This is a genomic window from Pseudaminobacter soli (ex Zhang et al. 2022) (genome assembly GCF_014595955.1).
GTDB classification, from domain to species: Bacteria; Pseudomonadota; Alphaproteobacteria; order Rhizobiales; family Rhizobiaceae; genus Kumtagia; species Kumtagia pseudosoli.
In genome coordinates this window covers 65,723-89,938 of the sequence record NZ_JABVCF010000004.1, presented here as the reverse complement: position 1 = coordinate 89,938, position 24,216 = coordinate 65,723, and the positions used below count along the sequence as shown (strand labels likewise).

20 protein-coding genes are annotated in these 24,216 nt (G+C 64.6%); 6 read left to right on the top strand and 14 right to left on the bottom strand.

Annotation, left to right across the window (positions count from 1 at the left end; all coding sequences use genetic code 11):
* Positions 1–23 precede the first annotated feature (23 nt).
* The 8 genes from tsaE to HUI96_RS08630 all read right to left on the bottom strand — a co-directional run bounded on the left by tsaE (position 24) and on the right by HUI96_RS08630 (position 9,698).
* Positions 24–1,532 (bottom strand): tRNA (adenosine(37)-N6)-threonylcarbamoyltransferase complex ATPase subunit type 1 TsaE, encoded by a 1,509-nt coding sequence (gene tsaE / locus HUI96_RS08665; RefSeq protein ID WP_188254265.1) that lies wholly within the window; start codon positions 1,530–1,532, stop codon positions 24–26.
* 44 nt (positions 1,533–1,576) lie between these two features.
* Positions 1,577–4,117: a sensor histidine kinase gene (locus HUI96_RS08660; RefSeq protein WP_188254264.1), complete on the bottom strand. Its 2,541-nt coding sequence runs from the start codon at positions 4,115–4,117 to the stop codon at positions 1,577–1,579.
* A gap of 196 nt (positions 4,118–4,313) precedes the next feature.
* Entirely contained in the window at positions 4,314–5,714 is a 1,401-nt protein-coding gene (gene ahcY / locus HUI96_RS08655) for an adenosylhomocysteinase (protein WP_188254263.1), read from the bottom strand.
* Positions 5,715–5,846: 132 nt separating this feature from the next.
* On the bottom strand, positions 5,847–6,143 hold the full coding sequence (locus tag HUI96_RS08650) for an HPr family phosphocarrier protein (RefSeq protein WP_188254262.1): 297 nt from the start codon (positions 6,141–6,143) through the stop codon (positions 5,847–5,849).
* Positions 6,140–6,541 (bottom strand): PTS sugar transporter subunit IIA, encoded by a 402-nt coding sequence (locus tag HUI96_RS08645; RefSeq protein ID WP_188254261.1) that lies wholly within the window; start codon positions 6,539–6,541, stop codon positions 6,140–6,142. The genes HUI96_RS08650 and HUI96_RS08645 overlap by 4 nt, the downstream gene beginning before the upstream one ends.
* 151 nt (positions 6,542–6,692) lie before the next feature.
* A complete protein-coding gene (locus HUI96_RS08640; RefSeq protein WP_188254260.1) occupies positions 6,693–7,157 on the bottom strand; it encodes an HPr kinase/phosphorylase in 465 nt (154 codons plus the stop codon).
* Between the two features lie 35 nt (positions 7,158–7,192).
* Positions 7,193–8,974, bottom strand: a complete 1,782-nt coding sequence (locus tag HUI96_RS08635; protein ID WP_188254259.1) for a sensor histidine kinase — start codon at positions 8,972–8,974, stop codon at positions 7,193–7,195.
* Positions 8,975–8,996: 22 nt separating this feature from the next.
* Complete coding sequence (locus HUI96_RS08630; RefSeq protein ID WP_188254258.1) at positions 8,997–9,698, bottom strand: response regulator transcription factor; 702 nt, start codon at positions 9,696–9,698, stop codon at positions 8,997–8,999.
* 366 nt (positions 9,699–10,064) lie between these two features.
* On the opposite strand from HUI96_RS08630, the gene HUI96_RS08625 reads away from it, so the two are divergent.
* The gene (locus HUI96_RS08625; protein WP_188254257.1) at positions 10,065–11,675 is read left to right on the top strand and encodes a phosphoenolpyruvate carboxykinase; all 1,611 of its coding nucleotides are present in this window, start codon (positions 10,065–10,067) and stop codon (positions 11,673–11,675) included.
* A 24-nt stretch (positions 11,676–11,699) separates the two neighbouring features.
* Here the strand turns inward: HUI96_RS08625 and HUI96_RS08620 are convergent, their stop codons facing one another.
* A complete protein-coding gene (locus HUI96_RS08620; protein ID WP_188254256.1) occupies positions 11,700–13,085 on the bottom strand; it encodes a M20/M25/M40 family metallo-hydrolase in 1,386 nt (461 codons plus the stop codon).
* Positions 13,086–13,564: 479 nt separating this feature from the next.
* On the opposite strand from HUI96_RS08620, the gene polA reads away from it, so the two are divergent.
* Entirely contained in the window at positions 13,565–16,489 is a 2,925-nt protein-coding gene (polA, locus tag HUI96_RS08615) for a DNA polymerase I (RefSeq protein WP_188254255.1), read from the top strand.
* Between the two features lies 1 nt (position 16,490).
* The gene (locus HUI96_RS08610) at positions 16,491–17,117 is read left to right on the top strand and encodes a LysE family translocator (protein WP_273033165.1); all 627 of its coding nucleotides are present in this window, start codon (positions 16,491–16,493) and stop codon (positions 17,115–17,117) included.
* A gap of 34 nt (positions 17,118–17,151) precedes the next feature.
* On the opposite strand, the gene arfB is transcribed toward HUI96_RS08610, so the two are convergent.
* Together arfB and HUI96_RS08600 are read right to left on the bottom strand one after the other, a co-directional pair.
* A complete protein-coding gene (arfB, locus tag HUI96_RS08605; RefSeq protein ID WP_188254253.1) occupies positions 17,152–17,589 on the bottom strand; it encodes an alternative ribosome rescue aminoacyl-tRNA hydrolase ArfB in 438 nt (145 codons plus the stop codon).
* A 236-nt stretch (positions 17,590–17,825) separates the two neighbouring features.
* Complete coding sequence (locus tag HUI96_RS08600) at positions 17,826–18,371, bottom strand: hypothetical protein (protein ID WP_188254252.1); 546 nt, start codon at positions 18,369–18,371, stop codon at positions 17,826–17,828.
* A gap of 443 nt (positions 18,372–18,814) precedes the next feature.
* Between HUI96_RS08600 and HUI96_RS08595 the strand changes: the two genes are divergently transcribed.
* The 3 genes from HUI96_RS08595 (at position 18,815) to HUI96_RS08585 (ending at position 21,204) form a co-directional block, all read left to right on the top strand.
* Positions 18,815–19,369 (top strand): hypothetical protein, encoded by a 555-nt coding sequence (locus HUI96_RS08595; protein WP_188254251.1) that lies wholly within the window; start codon positions 18,815–18,817, stop codon positions 19,367–19,369.
* Positions 19,370–19,657: 288 nt separating this feature from the next.
* The gene (locus HUI96_RS08590) at positions 19,658–20,275 is read left to right on the top strand and encodes a ribonuclease D (RefSeq protein ID WP_188254250.1); all 618 of its coding nucleotides are present in this window, start codon (positions 19,658–19,660) and stop codon (positions 20,273–20,275) included.
* Positions 20,276–20,451: 176 nt separating this feature from the next.
* The gene (locus HUI96_RS08585) at positions 20,452–21,204 is read left to right on the top strand and encodes a methyltransferase domain-containing protein (RefSeq protein ID WP_188254249.1); all 753 of its coding nucleotides are present in this window, start codon (positions 20,452–20,454) and stop codon (positions 21,202–21,204) included.
* 11 nt (positions 21,205–21,215) lie between these two features.
* On the opposite strand, the gene HUI96_RS08580 is transcribed toward HUI96_RS08585, so the two are convergent.
* The 3 genes from HUI96_RS08580 to sugE all read right to left on the bottom strand — a co-directional run bounded on the left by HUI96_RS08580 (position 21,216) and on the right by sugE (position 24,135).
* Positions 21,216–22,994, bottom strand: a complete 1,779-nt coding sequence (locus HUI96_RS08580; protein ID WP_188254248.1) for a DUF2793 domain-containing protein — start codon at positions 22,992–22,994, stop codon at positions 21,216–21,218.
* 250 nt (positions 22,995–23,244) lie between these two features.
* Positions 23,245–23,796: a GNAT family N-acetyltransferase gene (locus HUI96_RS08575; RefSeq protein ID WP_337918173.1), complete on the bottom strand. Its 552-nt coding sequence runs from the start codon at positions 23,794–23,796 to the stop codon at positions 23,245–23,247.
* Positions 23,797–23,820: 24 nt separating this feature from the next.
* Positions 23,821–24,135 carry a quaternary ammonium compound efflux SMR transporter SugE gene (sugE, locus tag HUI96_RS08570; protein ID WP_188254247.1) on the bottom strand — a complete coding sequence of 105 codons (315 nt, stop codon included), beginning with the start codon at positions 24,133–24,135 and terminating at the stop codon, positions 23,821–23,823.
* Between the last annotated feature and the right edge of the window lie 81 nt (positions 24,136–24,216).

Genomic DNA, 24,216 nt, shown 5'->3' with positions numbered 1-24,216 from the left:
CGCGTTCCTGGGAGTCTTGGCGATCACGCATCCTCCGCGAGCAGGCCGTGGCTTTCGTAGAGCGCGGCGACCGGCGCCAGCGCGGGATGCTTGAGCGCGCGCCGCAGATAGGTGCGGATGCGCGGCAGGTGCCTGATGTAGCCCGGCTTGCCGTCCCGTTCCTTCAGCCGCACGAAGATGCCCAGGATCTTCGTGTTCCGCTGCGCGGCGCAAATGGCATAGGCCTCGCGGAATTTTGCCTCTTCGAAGTCGCCGCTCTCCCGCCGCGCCGCGACATAGGCGTCGACCGTCGCGCGCTCGATTTCCTCCGGCACGGTAACCCGCGCGTCCATGGCAAGCGAGGCGACGTCGTAGGCCGCCGGTCCAATGAGCGCGTCCTGGAAGTCGAGGATACCGAGGCAGGCAGACCCCTCGCGATCCGGCCTCCAGATGATGTTCGGCGAGTGCCAGTCGCGCAGCACCAGGCTTTTCTCGGCGCGGTCCAGCCGGTCGAACACTGCGTTCCAGGCTTCGGCAAATCCGGCGCGCAACGAGGCGTCCGCCGGCCGGCCGGTGCGCCACGGCACGTACCAGTCGAGCAGCAGGTCGACTTCGACCGTCAGCGCGTCCCGATCGAAGGGCGGCACATGGTGGATTACGTCCGGTGCGGCCTCAAGCTCATCCGGCCAGGATTGCAAGTGGATCTGGGCGAGCAGTTCGGCCGCCGCGGCGTAGCGTTCGGCGACGGGCCGGCCCTCATTATCCAGGAAGCCGCCGGTTCCCAGGTGCTCGAGCAGGAGAAATCCCTGATCGAGGTCTGCATGGAAGATTTCCGGCGCGCAGATGCCGCGCTCGCGCAGCGCACGGTCGACGGCGACGAAGGCCGCGACCGTCTGCGCCGTATGGGCGATCTCGGCATAGGCTTTGCCGTTGCGCACCACCGGCCCGAGCACCAGCCTCGGCGAATTCATGAGGACGAGCGGAGGCCGGCCCTGTACCGCGACGATCTCGTAGAAGCGGGCCGAAGCGTCGGTGAAGAACGGCGCACGCTCGGCGTCCGCTAGCCCGGCATCCGCCAGAAAGGCTCGGATCGCGAAGGAGCGCGAGACGCGGTCGAAGGCAGCGCCCGAGCCCGAAACCACGGCGCGCCGGCCGCTTCCCTCGTGCAGCAGCGAGACGGTGACGGTCGATTTCGGCAGGCGGGAGGCGGCCCGTTCCGGCCATTCGATGATCGCAGCGCCACCGGACAGCGCTTCGTCGAAGCCGAGCTCTTCCAGCTCCGACGCCGAGCCGAGGCGGTAGAGGTCGAAATGGCTGAGCGGCACCCTGCCTTCGTAGGTCTGCACCAGCGTGAAGGTGGGGCTCGGCACTTCCAGCTCGCGATCCCCGGCATTGGTGCGGATAAGCGCGCGGGCGAGCGTCGTCTTGCCGGCGCCGAGGTCTCCTTCGAGGGCCAGCACGTCGCCGGGCCGAAGCGCCATGGCCAGATCCTGGCCGAGCCTCTGGGTGGCCGGTTCGTCCGGCAGGAAGAGCTCTATCGAAGGTTCGCTCATAGGCTCGACAGTGCGGCTTGCCCGCTGCCCGGAAAAAGCCGGCGTCATTCGGCGGCGTCACGAATGCGCGAGGGCACGAACGGGAAGAAACAGGTCACGGTCGTGCCCGTTCGCGCGCCTGTCGCGATCCGCACATTGCCGCCATGCAGTTCCACGAAGCTTTTCACCACCGAAAGTCCCAGCCCGGCGCCGCGGCGCCGCCCGCCATTGATACGCGATTCGAACCTGCGGAACACCGTGTCGAGGATTTCGGGAGCCATGCCCGGGCCATTGTCGTGCACCGAGAACTCGACGCCGGCTTCCGTGCGGCGGCAGGCCAGCGTGATTATGCTCCCTTCCGGGGCATAGTTCGCGGCATTCGAGAGCAGATTGTAGAGCACCTGCCGGATGCGCGTCTCGTCTCCGTGCAGGCTTTTCGGCGCGTTCGAGGCATCGACCGCAAGCCTGATCGAATGCTCTTCCAGCCGGTCTGCGACCAACTCGGCTGCCGCCCTGACGGTTTTTTCGATCTCCACCTCGGAGATCTCCAGTTCCATGATGCCCGCGTCGACGGTCGCCAGATCGAGGATGTCGTTGACGATGGTGAGCAGCACTGCCGAGGACGAGCCGATGTGGTCGACATATTCGCGCTGGCGCTGGGAAAGTGTGCCGGTCGCCGGCAGTGACAGGAGCTCCGTGAACCCGATGATGTTGGTGAGAGGAGAGCGCAACTCGTAGGAGACGTGCTGGACGAAATCGTTCTTCAGTTGATCGGCCTTCTGGAGCGCATCGTTCTTGTCCAGGAGCGCCCGCTCCACGTTGACGCTGTCGGTGATGTCCACGAAGGTCATCATGACCTGGCCATTTGGCAGATGAATGACCGCGTGACGCAAGACCGTGCCGTTCTTCAGCTCGGTCTGGCCCTGGCTGTTGCGGCGCTCGTCGAAGCCGGTCACTGCGGCGGCGAATTCGCGCCAGGGGCTGGTGACCGCCAAGCCCTCGCACTTGGCCTGAATGGCCGTAATGTGCACCTTCTGGGAGACGATGTCGGCGGGCAGTTGCCAGAGCGACGTGAACGCCGGATTGGCGAGCCTGATGCGGCCGTCCGGGCCGAACACCGCCACCCCTTCGGCAAGATTGTCCAGCGTCTCGCCCTGGACGCGGACAGCCGTGTTGTAGCGGCTTTCCAGGTTCATGCGCTCGGTGAGATTCTCGAAGATCCAGGTGACGCCGCCGTTCGACTGAGGGTTCGCCACGACGCGCACCGTGCGGCCGTCGGGCAGGTGCCACCAATGCTCCTGCGAATCGACGGCGCGGTAGGCGGACAGAAGGTTTTCCTTCCAACGCCGCCACTCCGGCTGCTCGGCGATCTTGCCTTCGCTGCGCAGGCGATCAAGCAGCAGCGCGTTGTCCGGCGCACTCTCCAGGAAGCCGACATCAAGGCCCCAGAGCTTCTGGAAAGCCTGATTGAAGAAGCGAAGCTTCTCCTTGGCATCGAAGATGGCGATCGCGGTGGTGAGGTGGTCTAGCGTGTCGGCATGGCTACGCAGCGCCCGCTCGAACTCGTCGTGGATCGTCTGGACGGCGCTGATGTCGCAGGCAAGTCCGGCCGCACCCTCGCTGCTCTCGTAGTCGGTGACGGCGAACATCCGGCGGTCGCCGGAGACGACCGTGGACAGGCTCTGCTCGAAAACCCGGTTCTTCTGGTGGTGGGTGGCTATCGATTCCCGCGCGATCGTTCCGAGGAATTCAACTCCGTCGCGGACCGCATCATCGGCGCTCTGCGCCTCAACCGCATCGGCATAGGCCTTGTTGACCCATCGCAGCCGCCCGTCGGCGCCACGCAGCCAGAACGGCATTTTCAGCGCCTCGATAAGGCCGACCATGGTCTCATAGTCGGCGGCAAGCCGCTGGTTCTCCAGCTTGAGCCGCGCCTGGACGAGAAGGTTCTCGGAGAGGCTGGTGAAGCGCACGATCGTATGGAACGGCGTCTTGCGGCCCTGCACCTCGATCGGAATGCCCGTATTCGTCTCGACCGTCAGCTCGAACGGAACGCCGCGCTCCCTAAGCGCGGTGATGGCCTGATCCAGTGACGCCGCGGATCGCGGCATCAGCCAGCGGCCGAAGGCTATGAAGGCGGCGCGGTCGTCCGGAGAACCCGCCTCTGCCGGCAGGGCTCCGACTACCTCCGCCTTCTGCCGGTCGCTGCTCCAGACGATCAGCCGCTGGTCGCGCAGGTTGAGCAGGGCCTCGGAGCGTTGCAGCGATGCAGTGAGGTCGGCGACGCGGGCCCTCAGCTGCACGTTTTCGGAAGCGGTCCTGGCGCGCTCGCGGATCAGCACGATCGCCGAGATCAGCGCTGCGCCCATGGCGCCTGTGAACACGGCCAGCTGAATGACATCAACCGTATTGACGGCGAGCGACGCCGGATCGGCCTGCGCAAGCGCTGGCATGAAGGGGAGGGCGACAGAAAGCGCGGTGCCGCCCAGGAGCGCGCGAGCGATCCGGGCAAAGAACGAACATCGAGCCCCAGCCCTCGCAGATGCCAAAAAGGTCTGCCGGCCAAGTCCGGCCCGCCCCGCCCTCGGCGGGAATCGCCCCTGCATTCCTTCTTCCTCTCGGCCGCCCTGCCGCGGGATCGTCTGAGCCGTCGCGGAAGAACGAAGAGCGACGAGATCGATCCCGAATCAAACGGAACATACAGGTTCGCGGATTCGCCGTGAAGAAGCCTCGGCTAGCAAACAAAACCGGGCGGGATTGTCCCGCCCGGCTGGCTTTTCCACGTATTTCCCGCTGCCTTGGTCAGTAGCGGTAATGTTCCGGCTTGAAGGGGCCCTGCTTCGTCACCCCGATATAGCTCGCCTGCTCATCGCTGAGCTCGGTCAGACGCGCTCCAAGCTTGTCGAGATGCAGTTTCGCGACCTTCTCGTCCAGATGCTTGGGCAGCACATAGACCTTGTTCTCGTACTGGCCGGGCTTGGTCCACAGCTCCATCTGCGCCAGCACCTGGTTGGTGAACGAGGCCGACATGACGAAGCTCGGATGGCCGGTGGCGTTGCCGAGGTTGAGCAGCCGCCCCTCGGAGAGCAGAATCATCCGCTTGCCGTCTGGGAAGGTGATGAGGTCGACCTGCGGTTTGACGTTCGTCCACTTCAGGTTGCGCAGAGCCGCCACCTGGATCTCGTTGTCGAAGTGGCCGATGTTGCCGACGATGCACATGTCCTTTACCTTGCGCATGTGGTCGAGAGTCACGACGTCCTTGTTGCCGGTCGTGGTGATCACGATGTCAGCGGTCGGCGCGGCCTCGTCGAGGGTGACGACCTCAAAGCCGTCCATCGCGGCCTGAAGCGCGCAGATCGGGTCGACCTCGGTGACCTTTACGCGCGCGCCGGCACCCTGGAGCGATGCGGCCGATCCCTTGCCCACGTCGCCGTAGCCGCAGACCACGGCGACCTTGCCGGCCATCATCACGTCGGTGCCGCGGCGAATGCCGTCGACGAGCGACTCCTTGCAGCCGTACTTGTTGTCGAACTTCGACTTGGTGACGCTGTCATTGACATTGATCGCCGGGAACGGCAGCAGCCCGCGCTTCTGGAGCTGGTAGAGACGGTTGACGCCGGTGGTGGTCTCCTCGGTGACGCCGCGGATCGCCTCGCGCTGCTTGGTGAAGAAGCCGGGCGTCGCCGCCATGCGCTTCTTGATCTGGGCGAACAGGATCTCCTCTTCCTCGCTGCCCGGATTGGAGAGCACGTCCTCGCCGGCTTCGGCGCGGGCGCCAAGCAGGATGTACATGGTGGCATCGCCACCGTCGTCCAGGATCATGTTGGAGAGGCCGCCATCGGCCCACTGGAAGATCCTGTCGGTGTACTCCCAGTACTCCTCGAGCGTCTCACCCTTGACGGCGAAGACCGGGACGCCGGACGCCGCGATGGCGGCAGCCGCATGGTCCTGGGTGGAAAAGATGTTGCACGAGGCCCAGCGGATCTCGGCGCCGAGCGCCTTCAGCGTCTCGATGAGAACAGCCGTCTGGATGGTCATGTGGAGCGAGCCGGTGATGCGCGCGCCCTTCAGCGGCTTCTTTTCGCCGAACTCCTCGCGGCAGGCCATCAGGCCCGGCATCTCGGTCTCGGCGATCTCGATTTCCTTGCGGCCCCAGTCCGCGAGAGCAAGGTCGGCGACCTTGTAGTCCTGCCTATCGGCCATGTCATCGCTCCATGAAAACAAGGGCTCGGCAAGGTGAGCGGCCCTCATGGCCGCCTGACTAGCAGAACGGCACCGGAGCGGCAATGGGATATAAAGAAATCTTTATGCCTGCATGTCCTTCGGAGGAAGTGGTCAACATTCCTCTCCGAAGCGGGAGGCGACGAGTTGCGCGAGCGCCTCGACGGCCTGTTCGGCTTGTTCGCCGCGAGCCGTCACACGGATGGTGGAGCCAAGCCCTGCTGCCAGCATCATCAGCCCCATGATGGAGGTTCCGCCGACGGCGACGCCCTCCCGCTCGACCTCGATCGCGGCCTGAAACCCTGCAGCGAGTTGGACGAACTTGGCCGAAGCGCGGGCATGCAGTCCGCGCTGGTTGACGATCAGGAGTTCGCGGCTGACCGCATCGGCAGACGATGACGCGCCACTCATTTGCCGCTCAGGACCTGGCTGGCGACATTGATGTATTTGCGTCCTGCGACCTGGGCCATCTCGAGCGCCTTGGCCATATCGTCTCCCTTGCGGGCGCTGCTCAGCTTGATCAGCATGGGCAGGTTCACGCCCGCGATCACCTCGACGCGGCCGGGGACCATCACGGAAATGGCGAGGTTGGAGGGCGTGCCCCCGAACATGTCGGTGAGCAGAATGACGCCGTGGCCGGTATCGGTGCGGGCAACTGCGTCGACGATATCGCGCCGACGCTTCTCCATGTCGTCGTCGGCGCCGATCGACACGGTCTCGAAGTTTTCCTGGGCGCCGACGACATGTTCGACCGCGTTGCGGAACTCTTCCGCAAGCCGGCCGTGCGTCACGAGCACGAGCCCGATCATCTGGTGAAGGCTCCCGTCATCGGCTTTTTACATGGACCCCATACATTCGCGTGCCGCGAGCGGAGCGTCATCTTCTCCAGACAATGAACGTTGACAAGCCCAAATTCGCCCAATCGATGGCCGTTTTGTCGCACACTGCGATCACAAAGCCTCACTTTCGATCGAATGGTGGCAGAGAAAGCCAGGAACAGAGGGCCGGCAAAGCACCCTCCACATTGCGGGCAGGCAGGACCAGCAGGGGCAGGCGGCAGCCCTCTATTTCTTCGAACTGGTCTTCGGCATAGCGCGGCGCGGCATCCTCCTCGACGAGCCGGACGACGAGATTGATCACCGCTGCCTGCTCGTTGCCTATCGGCTGAGGCGTGCGCCCGCGGGTCTCGACGAGGCCCTTGATCGGCTCGGGCGCGCGGCAGACCAGGCGGCCGGTCCCGGCAGAGACCAGGACCTGATCGTCGCTTACGAGCGAGGCGAACCAACCCGCGGACCGACAGACCGCGATCAGCGTCAGCGCGAGAGTGGTCTTGCCGGAGCCGGATTCACCTCGGATCAGCAACCCTCGATCACCGAGGACGATCGCGGTCGCGTGGAGATTGGCTGGCCCGGATCCGTTCGGCATTTCTGAAATCCGCAGCGGCGACCGGCGGCCCCGGCCTATCCCTCGGCCGGCAACGTCATGGTGAAACGGGCGCCGCGGACCTCGCCAGGCTTGATCCCCGGGATGTTCTCGGCGGTGAGCCGGCCGCCATGCGCCTCGGCGATCTGCCTGCTGATCGAAAGCCCAAGGCCCGAATTCTGGCCGAACGCCTCCGAGGAGGGACGGTCCGTGTAGAAGCGCTCGAAGATGCGGTCGACCGCATCCGGCCGGATGCCAGGACCGTTGTCCTCCACGCTGACCAGGATGAACTTTCCCGAGCGCAAGAGCGTAACGGTGATATGGCCGTGATCCTCCGGCACGAAGGAGCGGGCATTCTCGACGAGATTGGTGACGACCTGGCCGAGCCTGAGATCGTGGCCCATCACATGATAGCCCTTCATGCCGGCGGGCAGCTTCTCCGGCTTGAACTCGATCGTTGCCTTGCGCTTGTGGCGGCTGGTCTCCTGCGTCAGCGAAACGAGATCCGCGATCAGCTTCTTGAGATCCACCCGCCCGGCATCCTCGCGCGCGAGTTCGGCATCCAGGCGGGAAGCATCGGATATGTCGGAAATCAGCCGGTCGAGGCGTCGCACGTCGTGCTGGATGATCTCCAGGAGCCGCTCGCGCGAGGCCTCGCTCTTGGCGATCGGCAGGGTCTCGACCGCGCTGCGCAGCGAGGTCAGCGGGTTCTTGAGTTCATGCGCGACATCCGCGGCAAAGCTCTCGATCGCCTCGATGCGGGCATAAAGCGCATTGGTCATGCCGCGCACCGCGACGGAAAGATTGCCGATCTCATCCTGCCGGTCGGAGAAATCCGGGATTTCCTCGCGGCTCTTCACGCCGCGACGTACCCGCACCGCCGCCGCCGAAAGCCGCCGCAGCGGATTGGCGATGGTCGAGGCCATCAGCATCGATAGGATAGCCATCACTAGCGCGGCAATGCCGAACACTCGCAGGATGGCCTTGCGTTCGGCCGCCACGATCTTGTCGATGTCGCCGCCCTGGGTCGAAAGCAGCAGCACGCCGAGCACGGCACGGAAGCGCTGGATCGGGACGGCGACCGAGACGATGCCATCGCCGTTCTCACTCACCCGCACCACCGTCGAGGGGCTGCCGGTGAGCGCGGTCATGACCTCGGGAAAGGCGGCGCCGTTGCCGCCCGGCTGCTCGCGATAGATCGGAACGGAGCTTCCGAAGAGATCGAACAGGGACCTTTCGATCCGCTCCCAGAAACCTGGCTTCTCCTCTTCCACGGACGGCAGGTCGTATCGGAGGATCTGCCCGCGCGAATAGAGGTGGCGGGAATCGAGCAGCAGATTGGCGTCGCGGTCGTAGATGCGGGCGCGCGTGCGTGTCGGCGAGATCAGCCGCTTCAGGAGGGGTGCCACCCGCTCCGGATTGATCGGGAAATCGAGGCTGTCGAGTTGGTCGGTGCCGGGGCCGATGCTCTCCCCCGCCTGAAGCTCCAGCAACTTCTCGGGGTCGATCATGATGGAGTCGGTCTCCACCGTCGCGGAGGAGGCGATGGCGCCGGCGATAATCTCGCCCTGTGTCATCAGGCTCTCGACGCGGGCGTCGATCAACCCGTCGCGGAACGTATTGAGGTAAAGGATGCCGGCGACCAGCACAGCAAGGCCGGCAAGGTTCAGGAACAGGATCCGCCGGGTCAGGCTGGAAAAGATGTGGTGGCCGAGAAAGCGCCGGAGCGGTACCGTCACCAATGCCAGCTGGCCGGACAGCCAGGCGCGCGGCCGCTTCACGGCGACCGCCGGCTTATCGAATTGCGCTTCGACGGCCATTCAGTTTGGGCCCTTGTCGGGCTCAGGCCTCGCGGAAACGGTACCCAACCCCATAGAGAGTCTCGATCATCTCGAACTCTTCGTCGACCGCCTTGAACTTCTTGCGCAGCCGCTTGATGTGGCTGTCGATCGTCCGGTCGTCGACGTAGACCTGCTCATCATAAGCGGAATCCATGAGCGCGTCACGGCTCTTGACGACGCCCGGACGCTGCGCGAGCGAATGGAGGATGAGGAACTCGGTGACCGTAAGCGTTACCGGCTCGCCCTTCCAGGTGCAGGTATGACGCTCCTGGTCCATCACCAACTGACCGCGCTCCAGCGACTTGGACTGCTGGGTGGGAGCCTTGGCGGCCGCTTCGCGAGCGCTGGCGCGGCGAAGCACCGCGCGCACCCGTTCGACGAGCAGCCGCTGCGAGAACGGTTTGCGGATGAAATCGTCGGCGCCCATCTTCAGGCCGAAGAGCTCGTCGATCTCGTCATCCTTGGAGGTCAGGAAGATGACGGGCAGGTCGGTTTTCTGGCGCAGCCGGCGCAGCAGTTCCATCCCGTCCATGCGTGGCATCTTGATGTCGAGGATGGCAAGATTTGGTGGCCGCGACGCAAATCCTTCCAGGGCCGATGCACCATCGGTGTAGGTCTCGACCCGATAACCCTCCGACTCCAAAGCAATCGAAACAGACGTCAGGATATTACGGTCGTCATCAACTAGGGCGATCGTTGCCATATCAGGTGGCTCCCTCATGTGCCGGCGTCCCTTCCTGCAAAGAGGTCAGGCTAATGGCGTACAAATTGAGTACAAAATGTGGCGTTGATTTCCTCCAATCTCACGATGAGCGCTTCGGCGCAACCGTCGATTCGGCCGCACCTCCGCAAAAGAGGCGCGCATGTCAACCACCTAAGTTGTTCATCCACCCATTTCAATTGGAACCGATTTAAACGATTTCAAAATCCCTAAATCGATTAATCACTTGATTTAATTATCGTTCCCGTTTCCCTTTTGGCCGAGATCGGCTGAATGCGCCGGAAGCGCGGTGCCGTTTGGGAAAAGTATTCGCGCGGTCAAACGACACACCGAAGAAGAGGGTAGAAAATGGGTGAGATCGGCAGGCGCAACCCGCAGAACGGCATCGAGACGAGCGGGCTGAGCACCACCGGCACGGTCCATTACAATCTCGGCCAGGCACGCCTCTATCAGGAAGCGATAAGGCGCGGCGAAGCCGTCCTCTCGGCCTCCGGCGCGCTCGTCGCCTATACCGGCCAGCACACCGGACGTTCCGCCAAGGACAAGTTCATCGTCCGCGACGATGCGACCGATCCGACCGTCTGGTGGGCCAACAATGCCGCGATGTCGCCGGCCCATTTCGATGCGCTGCTCGCCGACTTCCGCGCGCATGCGGCGGACAAGGACCTGTTCGTGCAGGACCTGATCGGCGGCGCGGACGAGAGCCTCAGCCTGCCGACGCGCATCATCACGGAATTCGCTTGGCACTCGCTATTCATCCGCAACCTGCTGATCCGCCCCGATGCCGAGCGCCTCGCGAACTTCGTTCCGCGCATGACCATCATCGACCTGCCATCGTTCAAGGCCGATCCCGCGCGCCACGGCGCCCGAACCGAAACGGTGATCGCAGTCGACCTCACGCGCATGATCGTGCTGATCGGCGGCACATCCTACGCCGGCGAGATCAAGAAGTCGGTGTTCACGGCGTTGAACCATCTGCTTCCCGCTCAGGGCGTCATGCCGATGCACTGCTCCGCCAACCAGGGGCCCAATGGCGACACAGCTGTGTTTTTCGGCCTGTCCGGCACCGGCAAGACGACACTCTCGGCGGACGCCGCCCGCACGCTCATCGGCGACGACGAGCACGGCTGGGGACCACACGGGGTCTTCAACTTCGAGGGCGGCTGCTACGCCAAGACCATCCGGCTTTCGGCGGAGGCCGAGCCCGAGATCTACGAGACCACCCGGCGCTTCGGCACCGTGCTGGAGAACGTGGTCCTCGACGAGCACGGCGAGCCGGATTTCCACGACGGCTCGCTTACCGAGAACACGCGCTGCGCCTATCCGCTGCACTTCATCCCGAACGCCTCTGAGAGCGGGCGGGCTGGGCACCCGGCCAACATCATCATGCTGACGGCGGACGCCTTCGGGGTGCTGCCGCCGATCGCCAAGCTCACGCCCGAGCAGGCGATGTACCATTTCCTCTCCGGCTATACCGCCAAGGTCGCCGGCACGGAGAAGGGCGTGAAGGAGCCGGAGGCGACCTTCTCCACCTGCTTCGGCGCGCCGTTCATGCCGCGCCATCCATGCGAGTACGGCAACCTGCTGAAGGCACTCATCGCGGAGCACGGCGTCGACTGCTGGCTGGTCAACACCGGCTGGACCGGCGGCGCCTATGGGGTGGGCAGCCGCATGCCGATCGGCGCGACGCGCAGGCTGTTGGCGTCCGCGCTCGACGGCAGCCTCAACGGCGCCGAGTTCCGGACGGACGCGAACTTCGGCTTCGCCGTCCCGCTTGGCGTTCCGGGCGTCGATACGGCGATCCTCGACCCGCGGCAGACCTGGAGCGATCCGGCCGCCTACGACGAGCAGGCAAAGCGCCTGGTCGCCATGTTCGTCGACAATTTCGCGAAGTTCCGCGACCATGTCGACGCCAGCGTTGTCGACGCGGCACCCCGCTGGCGCGAGGCGGCGGAGTAGGATCCGCAGCCCCAGCCCACCGCCCTATTGCGTCAGCGCGTCGAGGATGCGGGCCCAGGAGCGCTGGCCCTTGTGGAATGAGGCAAGGTCGTACTTCTCGTTCGGCGAATGGATGCGGTCGTCGGAGAGCCCGAAGCCGACCAGCAGCGACTTCATGCCGAGCATGTGCTGGAAGTTGCCGACGATCGGGATCGAGCCGCCCATCGCAAGCAGGACCGCCTCCTTCGGCCACTCGTCGGAGAGCGCCTGCTTGGCCTTGGCCAGGAACGGCGCGTCGTAGGAGAGTTGGATCGCCGGCGAGCCGCCGTGCGGATGGAATTCGACCGAGCAATCGGCCGGGATGCGCTCGCGCACGAACGCCCGGAACGCTTCGCGGATTTTTGCCGGGTCTTGGCTGTGGACGAGGCGGAACGACACCTTTGCGGAGGCCTCGGCCGCGATCACGGTCTTGAAACCCTTGCCGGTATAGCCGCCGGAGATTCCATTGAACTCGGCGGTCGGCCGTGCCCAGACCATCTCCAGCACGGTCCTCCCCCTCTCTCCGACCGGCTGCGAGAGGCCGATCGGCCCCAGAAAACTCTCGGCCGTCTCGCCGAGCGTCTCCCAGGATTGGAGGACCTGTGAAGGCGTCTCCTCGACTCCGTCATAGAAGCCGGGAATGGTGACCCGGCCGTTCGCATCGTGGATGTCGGCGAGCACCTTTGCCAGGATGCGGACCGGATTGGCGGCCGCGCCGCCGAACTCGCCCGAATGCAGGTCGCGATTGGCCGCCTTGACGACGATCTCCTCGCCGACCAGACCGCGCAGGCCGACGCAGATGGCCGGCGTCTCGCGGTTCCACATGCCTGTGTCGCAAACCAGCGCGAAATCGGCCTTGAGCTCTTCGGCATTGGCAGTCAGGAAAGGCTTCAGCGAGGCCGAGCCGGATTCCTCCTCGCCCTCGAAGAGGATGGTGACCCGGCAGGGCAGCGAGCCGTGCACCGCCTTCCAGGCGCGGCAAGTCTCGACGAAGGTCATTAGCTGGCCCTTGTCGTCCGCCGAGCCGCGCCCGGTGATCACCTTTCGGCCGGGCTCGATCTCCTTGACCGACGCGGCGAAGGGATCGTCATGCCACAACTCCACCGGGTCGACCGGCTGCACGTCGTAGTGGCCGTAGAAGAGAAGATGCGGGGCGCCGGCCGGCCCGTCGTGATGCGCCACCACCATCGGGTGGCCGGGCGTGTCGCGGACGCTGGCGTCGAAACCGATGGACTTGAGGTCGGCCACCAGCCACTCGGCGGCGCGGCGGCATTCGTCCGCATAGGCCGGATCGGTCGAGATCGACTTGATGCGGATCAGCGAGAAAAGCCGCTCCAGGCTGGCACCGAGATCGGCATCGAGACGGGCGAGGACGGGAGCAAGCGCGGACATTTTTGGCGGCCTTTCGATTCTGCGCGCGCGACCCTAATGGTTGAATCCAAGAACGGGAAGGCGGTTTGTTGCGGCTCAACTTGACACGCCCTTGTCGCCCCAAATGCTAGGTAGGGACGAGCCTCTGCAGAACGAAGCCGTTCGAAAGAAATACGGGCAGGGGAGAATGTGACGGAGATTCCCAGTCACAAAAATGCCGCCGTGGTGGAGGGGAACCACGGCGGCCTTTCTGAAATATGCGGCAGCCCGGAGAGGGGGAGGGGCTGCCGCACGGTCCGGTTAGGCGGGGGACGGGCCTTCAGCCGGACCCGGCAAAAACTGCCGATGCCCAGAATTTGGTCCCAGAAATGGGGGGATTCAAGGGCACGAATATTACATCTTTGTAACAAACGCGTGAGATGTATGAGCTGTCAGGGTGTGGCTGAAGACGAGGCGCTTCACCATTGTCAGGCGTGAGCCCGCGCGCTACGGCTTGGCCCATGAAAAAGGGCGATCATCTCTTCCTCGTCGACGGCTCCGGCTACATCTTCCGCGCCTATCACGCGCTGCCGCCGCTGACCCGCAAGTCGGACGGGCTGCCGGTCGGAGCGGTGTCGGGCTTCTGCAACATGCTCTGGAAGCTGATGCGCGACGCCCGCGACACGGATGTAGGCATCACGCCGACGCATTTCGCGGTCATCTTCGACTATTCGTCAAAAACCTTCCGCAATGAGCTCTACGCCGAATACAAGGCGAACCGCTCGGCGCCGCCCGACGACCTCATCCCGCAATTCGGGCTGATCCGCGAGGCGACACGCGCCTTCCACCTGCCCTGCCTGGAGATGGAGGGTTTCGAGGCGGACGACCTGATCGCCACCTATTGCCGGCTAGCCTGCGAGGCTGGCGGGGACACCACCATCATCTCCTCCGACAAGGACCTGATGCAACTCGTCGGCCCGACGGTGTCGATGTACGACCCGATGAAGGACCGGCAGATCGGCATCCCCGAGGTGATCGAGAAGTGGGGCGTACCGCCCGAGAAGATGATCGACCTGCAGGCGCTGACCGGCGACTCCATCGACAACGTGCCCGGCGTGCCCGGCATCGGGCCGAAGACGGCCGCGCAATTGCTGGAGCAGTTCGGCGATCTCGACACTCTTTTGGAACGGGCTGCAGAGATCAAGCAAGAGAAGCGGCGACAGTCGATCATCGACAATGCCGAGAAGGCGCGCATCTCCCGCGACCTCGTGCGCCTGAAGAACGACGTGCCGGTCACCGAAGGTTTCGATGACCTCGTCCTGCAGCCGCCGGACGGTCCGCGGCTGATCTCATTCCTGAAGGGCATGGAATTCAACTCGCTGACACGCCGCGTCGCCGAAGCGACCGGGGCGGATGCAAGCGCGATCGGGGCCGCGTCGATCCGCGTCCAGCATGGGGCGGAGGCGCATGGACCGGACTTGGAGCCCGCCGCGCCATCGGGCCCCGCCGCAGAGGCCCACTACGCCAAGCCGGGCGAAACCGGCCCTTCACCGGCCACACTCGCCCAGGCGCGCGCCGAGGCGGCCTCCACGGTCCGCATCGACGACCGCAAGTACGACTGCATCCGCGACCTCGCGACCCTCAACGAATGGATCGCCGAGGCGCGGGAGACCGGGTTCATGTCGTTCCGCACGGAGTCGACCTCGCTCGATCCGATGCGGGCCGAGTTGGTCGGCGTGGCCCTTGCGCTACGCCCCGGCCGCGCCGCCTACGTACCGCTCGGCCACCGCTCCAGCGCTGACGACCTGCTCGGCGCCGGCCGCGTCGACAACCAGGTGGCGCTGGAGGACGCGCTGGCCGCGCTGAAACCGCTGCTCACCGATCCCTCCGTGCTCAAGGTCGGGCACGACTTCAAATATGACTGGTTGCTGCTCAGCCGCCACGGCATCGATGTCGCGCCGATCGATGACACAATGCTGATTTCCTACGTGCTCGGCGCTAACACCGGGGCGCATACACTAGAGGCGCTGGCGGAGCGCTGGTTCGGCCACTTCATGATCCCGTTCAAGGATATCGTCGGCTCGGGCAGGAACCTGGTGACCTTCGATCTCGTCGATGTCGAGCGGGCGACGACCTACGCCACCGAAGGCGCCGACATCGCGATGCGGGTCTGGCAGGTGCTGAAGCCGCGGCTTGCCACCAACGGGTTGGTCTCCGTCTACGAGCGGCTCGAGCGGCCGCTGGTGCCGGTGCTGGCCAGGATGGAAGAGCGCGGCATCTCGGTCGACCGGCAGATGCTGTCGCGCCTGTCAGGCGAGTTCGCGCAGCGCGCCGCCGCACTCGAGGAGGATGTCTACCAGGCCGCCGGCGAGCGCTTCACCATCGGCTCGCCGAAGCAACTGGGCGACATCCTGTTCGGCAAGATGGGATTGCCGGGCGGCAGCAAGACCAAGTCCGGACAGTGGTCAACGACAGCGCAGCTGCTGGAGGAACTTGCGGCGGAGGGGCACGAGCTGCCGCGCCGCATCGTCGACTGGCGCCAGATCACCAAGCTGAAGTCGACCTATACCGACGCGCTTCCGGAATACATCAACCCCGACACCAGGCGGCTGCACACCTCCTACGCGCTCGCCTCGACGCCGACGGGTCGCATCTCCTCCTCCGAGCCCAACCTGCAGAACATCCCGATCCGCACGGCGGAGGGCCGGCGCATCCGCACCGCCTTCATCGCCGAGAAGGGCAACAAGCTGATCTCGGCCGACTACAGCCAGATCGAGCTGCGCGTTCTGGCCCACATCGCCGACATCCCGCAACTCAGGCAGGCCTTCGCCGACGGCGTCGACATCCATGCGATGACCGCCTCCGAGATGTTCGGCGTACCAGTCGAGGGCATGCCGTCGGAGGTGCGGCGGCGGGCCAAGGCAATCAACTTCGGCATCATCTACGGCATTTCGGCCTTCGGCCTCGCCAACCAGCTGTCGATCGAGCGCTCGGAGGCCGGCGACTACATCAAGCGCTATTTCGAACGCTTCCCCGGCATCCGCGACTACATGGAGAGCCGCAAGCAGATGGCGCGCGACAGGGGCTATGTCGAGACGATCTTCGGGCGGCGCATCCACTATCCGGAGATCCGGGCGTCGAACCCGTCGATCCGCGCCTTCAACGAGCGAGCCTCGATCAACGCGCCGATCCAGGGCTCGGCGGCCGACATCATCCGCCGCGCCATGATCCGCATGGACGGCGCCCTCGCCAAGGCGGGGCTTTCGGCGCGCATGCTCCTGCAGGTGCACGACGAGCTTGTGTTCGAGACGGCGGAGGCAGAGGTCGAGGCGACGCTACCGGTCATCCGCGAAGTGATGGAGAACGCGGCGATGCCGGCGGTCTCGCTGGCCGTGCCGCTGAGGGTGGATGCCCGGGCCGCGGACAACTGGGACGAGGCGCATTAGCTTGGATGGCTGGTTTCCGGTCGGGTTGCCGACCCTTCTGTCCTTCGCCACCGCATCGCTCCTGATCGAACTGACGCCCGGCCCGAACATGTCCTACCTCGCAATCGTGGCGGCGAGCGAGGGCCGGCGCGCCGGCTTCGCCACGGTCGCTGGAGTGGCGCTGGGGCTCGGGATCGTCGGCTTCGTGGCGGCGCTCGGGGTGGCCGAGATCGTGCAGGCGTCCCCATTACTCTATGAAGGACTACGCTGGGCCGGCGTGGCCTTCCTACTCTATCTTGCCTGGGAAGGCTGGCGCTCGAGTAACGAGGTCTCAATGGCCGGAGCCGAGGAGGGACGCTATTTCCGGCGCGGCTTGGTGACGAACCTGCTCAACCCGAAGGCAGCCGTTTTCTATATCGCCGTGCTGCCAACGTTCCTGGACGGGGCCAGCCCGGCCTTGCCGCAGATGCTGGTCCTGAGCGCTGTCTCCGTGACGATCGCGACGGCAGTGCACGCCGGCATCGTAGGCCTCGCGGGTACGTTAGAGAATTTCCTGAACGATCCCAAGCGCGAACGGACGGCGCGAAGGCTCTTTTCGGTGCTGCTCGGCCTAGTGGCCGTGTGGTTCGCGTGGTCGACGGCAAGCTGACCCGGACAGAACCGGGGAGCGCAGCGCCCAAACGTCAATCCGCGTCCACCTTGCCGCGCAGCCGCTTCACGGTGGAGCGACCGGCCTTCGTCTTCAGCCGGCGCTCGATCGCTCCTTTCGATGGCCTGGTGCGCTTGCGCGGCGGGGGCGGCGGCTCGGCCGCCTTGGCGACCAGTGCCGCAAGCCGCTCGCGTGCATCGGCGCGATTGCGTTCCTGGGTGCGGAAACGGTCGGCCTCGATGAGGATGACGCCATCCTTCGTCGCACGCTGCCCGGCAAGCGCGATGACGCGCTCGCGCACCCGTTCGGGAAGTCCGCGTGCCTTGGCAGCGTCGAAACGCAGTTGGACGGCGGTCGCCACCTTGTTGACGTTCTGCCCGCCAGGGCCGGAGGCGCGGATAAAACTTTCCTCCAGGTCGTCGGGGTGAATGAACACCCCCTCCGCGATCTCGATGGTTCCGTCTGGGTTCATATGCCAGACATGACGCGAAGAAGATGAAAAGAAAAGGGGCGGCCGAGAACCGCCAAGGCAACGAGCCTAAGTCAGCGCGTCGGTCGCCCCATCTCCGTCGTGGGCGAAGCCCGAGACGGAGAGGGGGCATTTGATTGAGCACATTTCCCGAAATCCAGTGCCCGTTTGGTCATGGGCTGGCTATCAACCCGAGTTCGGCGCCCCGCCGGGCTCCTTCCGACAGAGACCGCCCGCCGTTACTTCACCGGGATCATGAGATGGGCATAGGGCGTGCCGGCCCACATCACATAGGGCGCGGAGGTATCCGGCTTGGGGTTCGCCGGATAGCCCTGCATCATGTCCATGGCATTAACGATCATGACGTGGGGGCCGGTCTCGACCCAATTGTTCGATGCGTCCGGCTTGGTCGCATAGGGGTCGGTGTTGCTGGCGTCGGTGCCGCCGGCGAGCATGTACATGAAACCGACCTTGCCCTTGGGCGGCTCCTTCTTGCCCATCCAGGCCTGCGCCCACTCCATCGCATTGGCGTCGCCGCACATCGGGTCGGGGCCGGGCGAGGCGGGATTGTCCGGCATGCACCAGAAGCCGTTGGTGCCTTGCCGCAGGGTCCGCATGTTGCCTTTCTCATCCGCGGCGTAGATGGTCGCGCCCTTCGAAACCGCGGTCGGTGCTGCGGATTCGGCGCTCTTGATCAACGCGGCGTCATCGACGGCGGCCGCGCGCTCGATTGCAACCAGACTGCTCGCCGCCAATAGGGCAGCGACCGTTAGAAGCCTTGTCATGGCATGTCTCCCGGTTCGAGTTCGTCTTCGTGCATGATGTTGGCCAGCGGCGCGTTTCCATCCGCACGTGCCATTGGGGAACCGTACCACTCGCGCCGCGATCGATCAACGAAACCGACCCCGCACCACTGGGAAGGCGCCGGTGTAAACGCCTACAAAGCACTGTTAAGCGTGGCCCGGTCCGCCGATTCTGGTATAGTACCGAGGTAGGCAGTTGCTCATGCGTCGATTACGCTGGAGCGTTGACGTGCCGCTTTTCACCAGCGAAGTTCGAGTCCTGTTCCAGCCGCTTTGAAAGCCGAGCGCTTTTCCTGCGGCGATCGACGCTGGCCAACGATGCGGCACCCGGCCTGATCGAATGTCCCAAGCGCAGGCAGATCTGCCTCCCACGCGGCGGCCGAGCATCGGCCTCGCGCCGCCGCCTCCACGCATGGAGGATACTAATGAAACTCTCGACATGGACTTCCGGCACTGCCAGCGCAATTGCCAAGACGGCGCTTGTTTCTGGTGCGCTCCTGGCTCTCGTTCCCGGAGCGTTTGCAGCCGAGCAGGTTCCCAAGAGCGGGACCACGCCCTACGTGACGCACTTCATCTTCCGGCCCGTAATGGCCATGGACCTCGGCGATCTCGGTACCGCCACCGCGCTGGAGGCCGTCGGCACGACGCAGAACCTGAAGGGCGAGCCAATGTTCGACAAGATGTCGGCCCATTGCACGGCGCTGAACGTCGCTTCAGGACCGAAGAAGTACATCGACGGCGCCTGCGTGCTGGCCGATAAGGACGGCGACAAGATCTTCTCGACCTTCGACACCCGCGACATCGACAAGGCCCAGGCGGACATGAACTGCGGCACGCACATCATCACGGGCGGCACCGGCAAGTACAAGGGCATCACAGGAAAGGAGCCTTTTGCCTGCCAGCCCATGCCCACTTTGGCGGCCGCTGGAGGCTACTTCGCGATGGACATCCCGCACAACACGACGTGGGAGATCAAGTGACTGCATTTTCGACCGGCTGGCCGTGTGACGGCCCGCCGGGATGTTTGAACTCCGGCGTCTTCACGCGTCGATACTGCGCCATGGGGCTCGAAAAAGATTGATAACGAGATGGAAGAGGCCGAAGCGGCTGGCTGCGCAGGCCAGCCGCGAGGGACGACTGCCGGGGCCAGGCGCGGTCCATTGGCGCGCCTGTTCCGCAACCGGCGAAGCCATCTGATTCTGAGAAGCTATTGATTTTTCGCCTTCACGGGTCAAGGAGATGCGGATGCGCCCTGCCCGGAGATGACGATGACCATCCGCTTCCACAAGAACGACCTGCCCGACCTTTCGCACTATCAGGTGGACGCAGTTGCCATCGACACCGAGACGCTCGGCCTCAATCCGCACCGCGACCGGCTCTGCGTCGTGCAGATCTCGCCCGGCGACGGCAGCGCGGACGTCATTCAGATTGCGCCTAGCCAGAAGGAAGCCCCCAATCTGGTGGCGCTTCTGAAAGATCCGGCCATCACCAAGCTTTTCCATTTTGGCCGCTTCGATCTCGCCGTTCTCAGCCATGCCTTCGGCGTCATGCCGGAGCCGGTCTTCTGCACCAAGATCGCGTCCAGACTGACGCGCACCTACACGGACCGGCACGGGCTGAAGGATATCTGCGCCGAACTCCTCGGCGTGAACCTCTCCAAGCAGCAGCAGTCGTCTGACTGGGCCGCCGAGACGCTCAGCCCCGAGCAACTCGAATACGCCGCATCCGACGTGCTCTATCTTCACCGCCTGCGCGACGTTCTCGCCGGCCGGCTGGCGCGAGAAGGCCGCACGGCGGTGGCGCAGGCCTGCTTCCGCTTCCTGCCCGACCGCGCCCGCCTCGACCTGATGGGCTGGGACGAGCAGGATATTTTCGCGCATAGCTGAGCGGACAGGACTCTGCTGGCGACCGCCGTCGCATCCGGTATTCGTTGCCGCCAAGGCTTGCGGCGTTAGTCAACTTATGAAAAGAGTCGCTTCTGCGAAGTCCTGGAAAGTAATTGTCCTTATGCTGACGGAAAAGCTAAGCGGGAAGAGACGGCTTCAGTAGGGGGAGGGGTCTCGTGTCGGTGATCGAAAAAGGCGCGCATCGATATAGGATCTTCAAAAACGAGCACGCGAAGAAATTCGGCGCGCCGATCAAGGGACGATTACTGGATTTCGGGTGCGGAGCCGGCGGATTCGTTATTGCAGCTCTTCGCGACGGGGTCGACGTGTACGGCATCGAAGTCGATGAGACGCGGCTGCGACAGTGCAACAAGAATTCGGACGAGTACGAGCCGCGCGCCAAAAAACGCTTCACGCGATACCCAGGCCGGCTGATGCCATATCCTACGAACCATTTCGACGCTTGCTATTCGTGGTTCGTGTTCGAACACGTCACCGATCCGCAGACCAGCTTACGGGAGATCGTCCGTGTTCTGAGGCCGGGTGGGACACTCTGCATCCATGCCGAAGACGTGCGAAACGCCTGGGATGGACATGCGCAAGCCCCCTGGCCGCCGTATCTGCCCCGGGAATTCGCGGCCGCTTATCTGGAGGGTTTGGGTCTGCCGCAACATGCCGAGTTCGTGTCCCAAAGCGTTGTCTACGTCAGCGCGCCACTGGTAGCCGACATCCTCTCGACGCTAGGCATGGAGGTCACTGAGTTCATTCCTGCTCAGACGCCAAAATCCTTGCACGAGGGTGTCTATGTCACGAATGACGCAGAGGCCCGGGCGCTGGGCAGCGCTGTCCGCAACCGGGCACCTTTTACCAGCCCCGCCGAAAACATGGGGATTTGGGCACGCAAGCCCCTCGATCACGGTAAACACTGAGGAGCTTTGGCTCACAGCGCCCCATACGCTGCCAAATACCAGGCTGATCCGTCATAGACGACCTCCGCCCAGGTGTTGGTGGCGAGGTTTTTCAGGCCGCCGACCGACAGGTTGAACACCCCGCCGCCCGTGCGGGTGACACGGAAGCGCGCGCCGGCATAGGCGTTGGTGGTCGACAGCGTGATGAACCGGTCGGCGGTCAGCGCGCCGGTGTGGCGCTGCTGCTCGGCGCTGGTCAGCGGGGTCAGCGTCAAGTTCGCGTCGGTCGCGATCGTCTGGTGACCGGCTCCCGAGGCGCGACGCCAGCTTGTTCCGTCCGAAACCAACTCGCCGCCCCCGCCGCCGAGATCCGAACAGTAGATCATCTGGCCTGCGGCCGCATTGGCCGCTGGAAGCGTGGCTATTGTGTAGGAGCGAAGACGAAAGTGCCGGTTGGCGTCGACAACGACATTGGCGCCCCCCACACTGAAGCCGTTGGCGTCGGCCCGCATGCGTTCAGACCCAGCCGCCCAGAACGACATCAGGTCATTGGCATGGTCGTAACGGATGATGCCTGAGACTGCAGCGGCGGCGTTGTCGCTATCGCGGAAATAGATCGACGCGACTGACGTGTTCGCCGACTGGAACACCATCGATGGGCTGCTGGCGCTCTCAATCACCATCTGCGTCGAGAGCGTGGTCTGCGTTCCCCCGAACGCGCTTGTGAGAATGTGCAGCTTCGTGTTGGTGTTCGGGCTGGCAGTGTTGATGCCGACGCGATTGGGCCGGACATGCAGGATATTCTGCTCGGTGCCGGTGCTGTCGCGCAGATGGAGGTCGAATCGACCCGGGACGCGTCCGGCCGATACCGCTGAGTCGACAGAAAACTCCATGTAGCCGGCACGGATGAAGCCGGAGCCGTCGTCACCCCAGGCGGTGTACTTGCCCAGCGTATCGCCGGACTGCACGGCCGTGTAGCTGCCGAGCGTGCCGCTGCGCGACTTGAGCTGGTTGATGTTGGGGCCGGCGCCGCTGGCGTGCAGGCTGAACAGCGAGATGAGGTTGTTGAGCCCGCTCTCCACGATCTGCAGATCGCTGCCGACCGTGTTGTAGACAAGATTGGTGGCGGAAGCGCCGAGCGCCATTTTGGCAGGCGCGTGAACGGCCCCGGAGTTCTTGTCGATCGTCAGCGCCGTGTTCCAGGAACTCCCGTCCGCCGAGACCTTGAGTGTGAAGTTATCGTCGCCGATCAGGCCCAGTTCGGCCCGGCCGGAATAGCCGTTCTGCAGGAGCAGCGACAGCACGTTGGCCGCCGTCTCCTTGTTCATGGTGTAGCGGAGGTCGCCATCGCCGCCCTCGGCGGTGGTCCTGGCTGTCCACAGCGCCTTGTTCAGCTTGGCCGAGAACGGGTTGGCTGCATCGGCCGTCGTGCCGAGTCCCAGCCGCTCAAGATTCTGCAGCACGGCGATCGACCCAGAATAGTCGGCCCAGGACGAACCCGTCCAATAGACGAGTGCAGCCTCGTCAATGACGAAGGCGAGCCACCCGGTTTTGGGCGCATAGAATGACCAGGCGCCGTCCAGCCAGTGTGCGATTCTACTGTCCTCGCCGTCCCAGGAGCCGGTTCCCCCTGCCGCCACGATGTACCGGGCCCCAGCCGACGGCGAACCGGGTGGTGCCGTCAGATCACGGTCGGCCACCGCGAGCAGGACCAGCGCGTCCAGCATGCCGATCGCCTCGTTGTGCGTGACATGCTTCTGCGCCTGCGACGGCATGATGTAGGGAAGGCCGATATTATCCGAAGTGTCCATGTCCGCTTCCTTTCGGTGCGGACAAGCCTACGGGCGGCTCGGCGGGAGGGGATGGATTCGAGCGCGATCATCGCTGCGTCTTGATTGCGCACCGGGAGCGCAGCCGGCCGGATGCGGAAAGATCACGTAGAATCAATTGGATTGTAGCGACTGGCGCAAGTTGCGAACGCCGAGGGCTCGGCGGAGACAGAATTTCTATCCCCTTTCTGCAACGGCGCCGCTCACCACCGGGAGGCGCACCGGCTGGTTTTCATGGAGCGACAGTCGGTCGCTCGAACAGCAGCAGGGTCTTACCCTCGAATTGCGCCTCGACCGGGTCGTCGAACCCGCACTTCCGCGCTACCCGGATCGACGCCTGGTGCGCGGGTTCGATGACGCACACCTGCCGACGGCCAGGCAGCGCCCGGTCGCCCCAGGCCAGCACCGCCGTGACAACCTCGGTCGCGAGGCCGCGGCCATGCATATCGGGCACAAGCGACCAGCCTGCCTCCGGCAGCCCGTCGATGGAGGGCGTCATCTCGCGCTTCACATCATGGAAGCCGGCCTCGCCGATGAAGCGGCCGCTCGCCTTCTCCTCGATCGCCCAGAAGCCGAAGCCGAGCATGTGCCACATGCCGGCATGGCGCAGGATGCGGATCCAGCTTTCCGCCCGCGTCCTCGCATTTCCGCCGATGAAGCGGACGACCTCCGGCTCGGCCCACATGCGGGCATAGTCCTCGAAATCGTCAGGGCGATGCGCGCGCAGGAGGGTACGCTCGGTCTCGAGCGTCGGGATCACGATTGTGGTGTCGGTGCCCTTCACGCGTATCTCCGGCTCTTGTGCCTGTTACGAGACGACCTTCAGGCCGACGATACCGGCCACGATGAGGCCGATGCAGGCCAGCCGCATCGCCGCGGCCGGCTCGCCGAGCAGCCAGATGCCGAGCAGCGCCGTGCCGATCGTGCCGATGCCCGTCCACACCGCATAGGCCGTGCCGACGGGCAGCGTCTTCAGTGCCAGCCCGAGCAGGACGAGGCTGACGATCATGCTTGCAGCGGTGAGTAGCGTGGGGACTGGCCGGGTGAAGCCGTCTGTGTATTTCAGGCCAATGGCCCAGCCGGTTTCGAATAGACCGGCGACGAACAGCATGAACCAGGCCAATTTTGGAATTCCTCTCTTGTTAGTTCGCTGCCGCAATTCACTTTGCGGCCCAAGTCCGCGCGCCACGCTCGGGTGCCATTT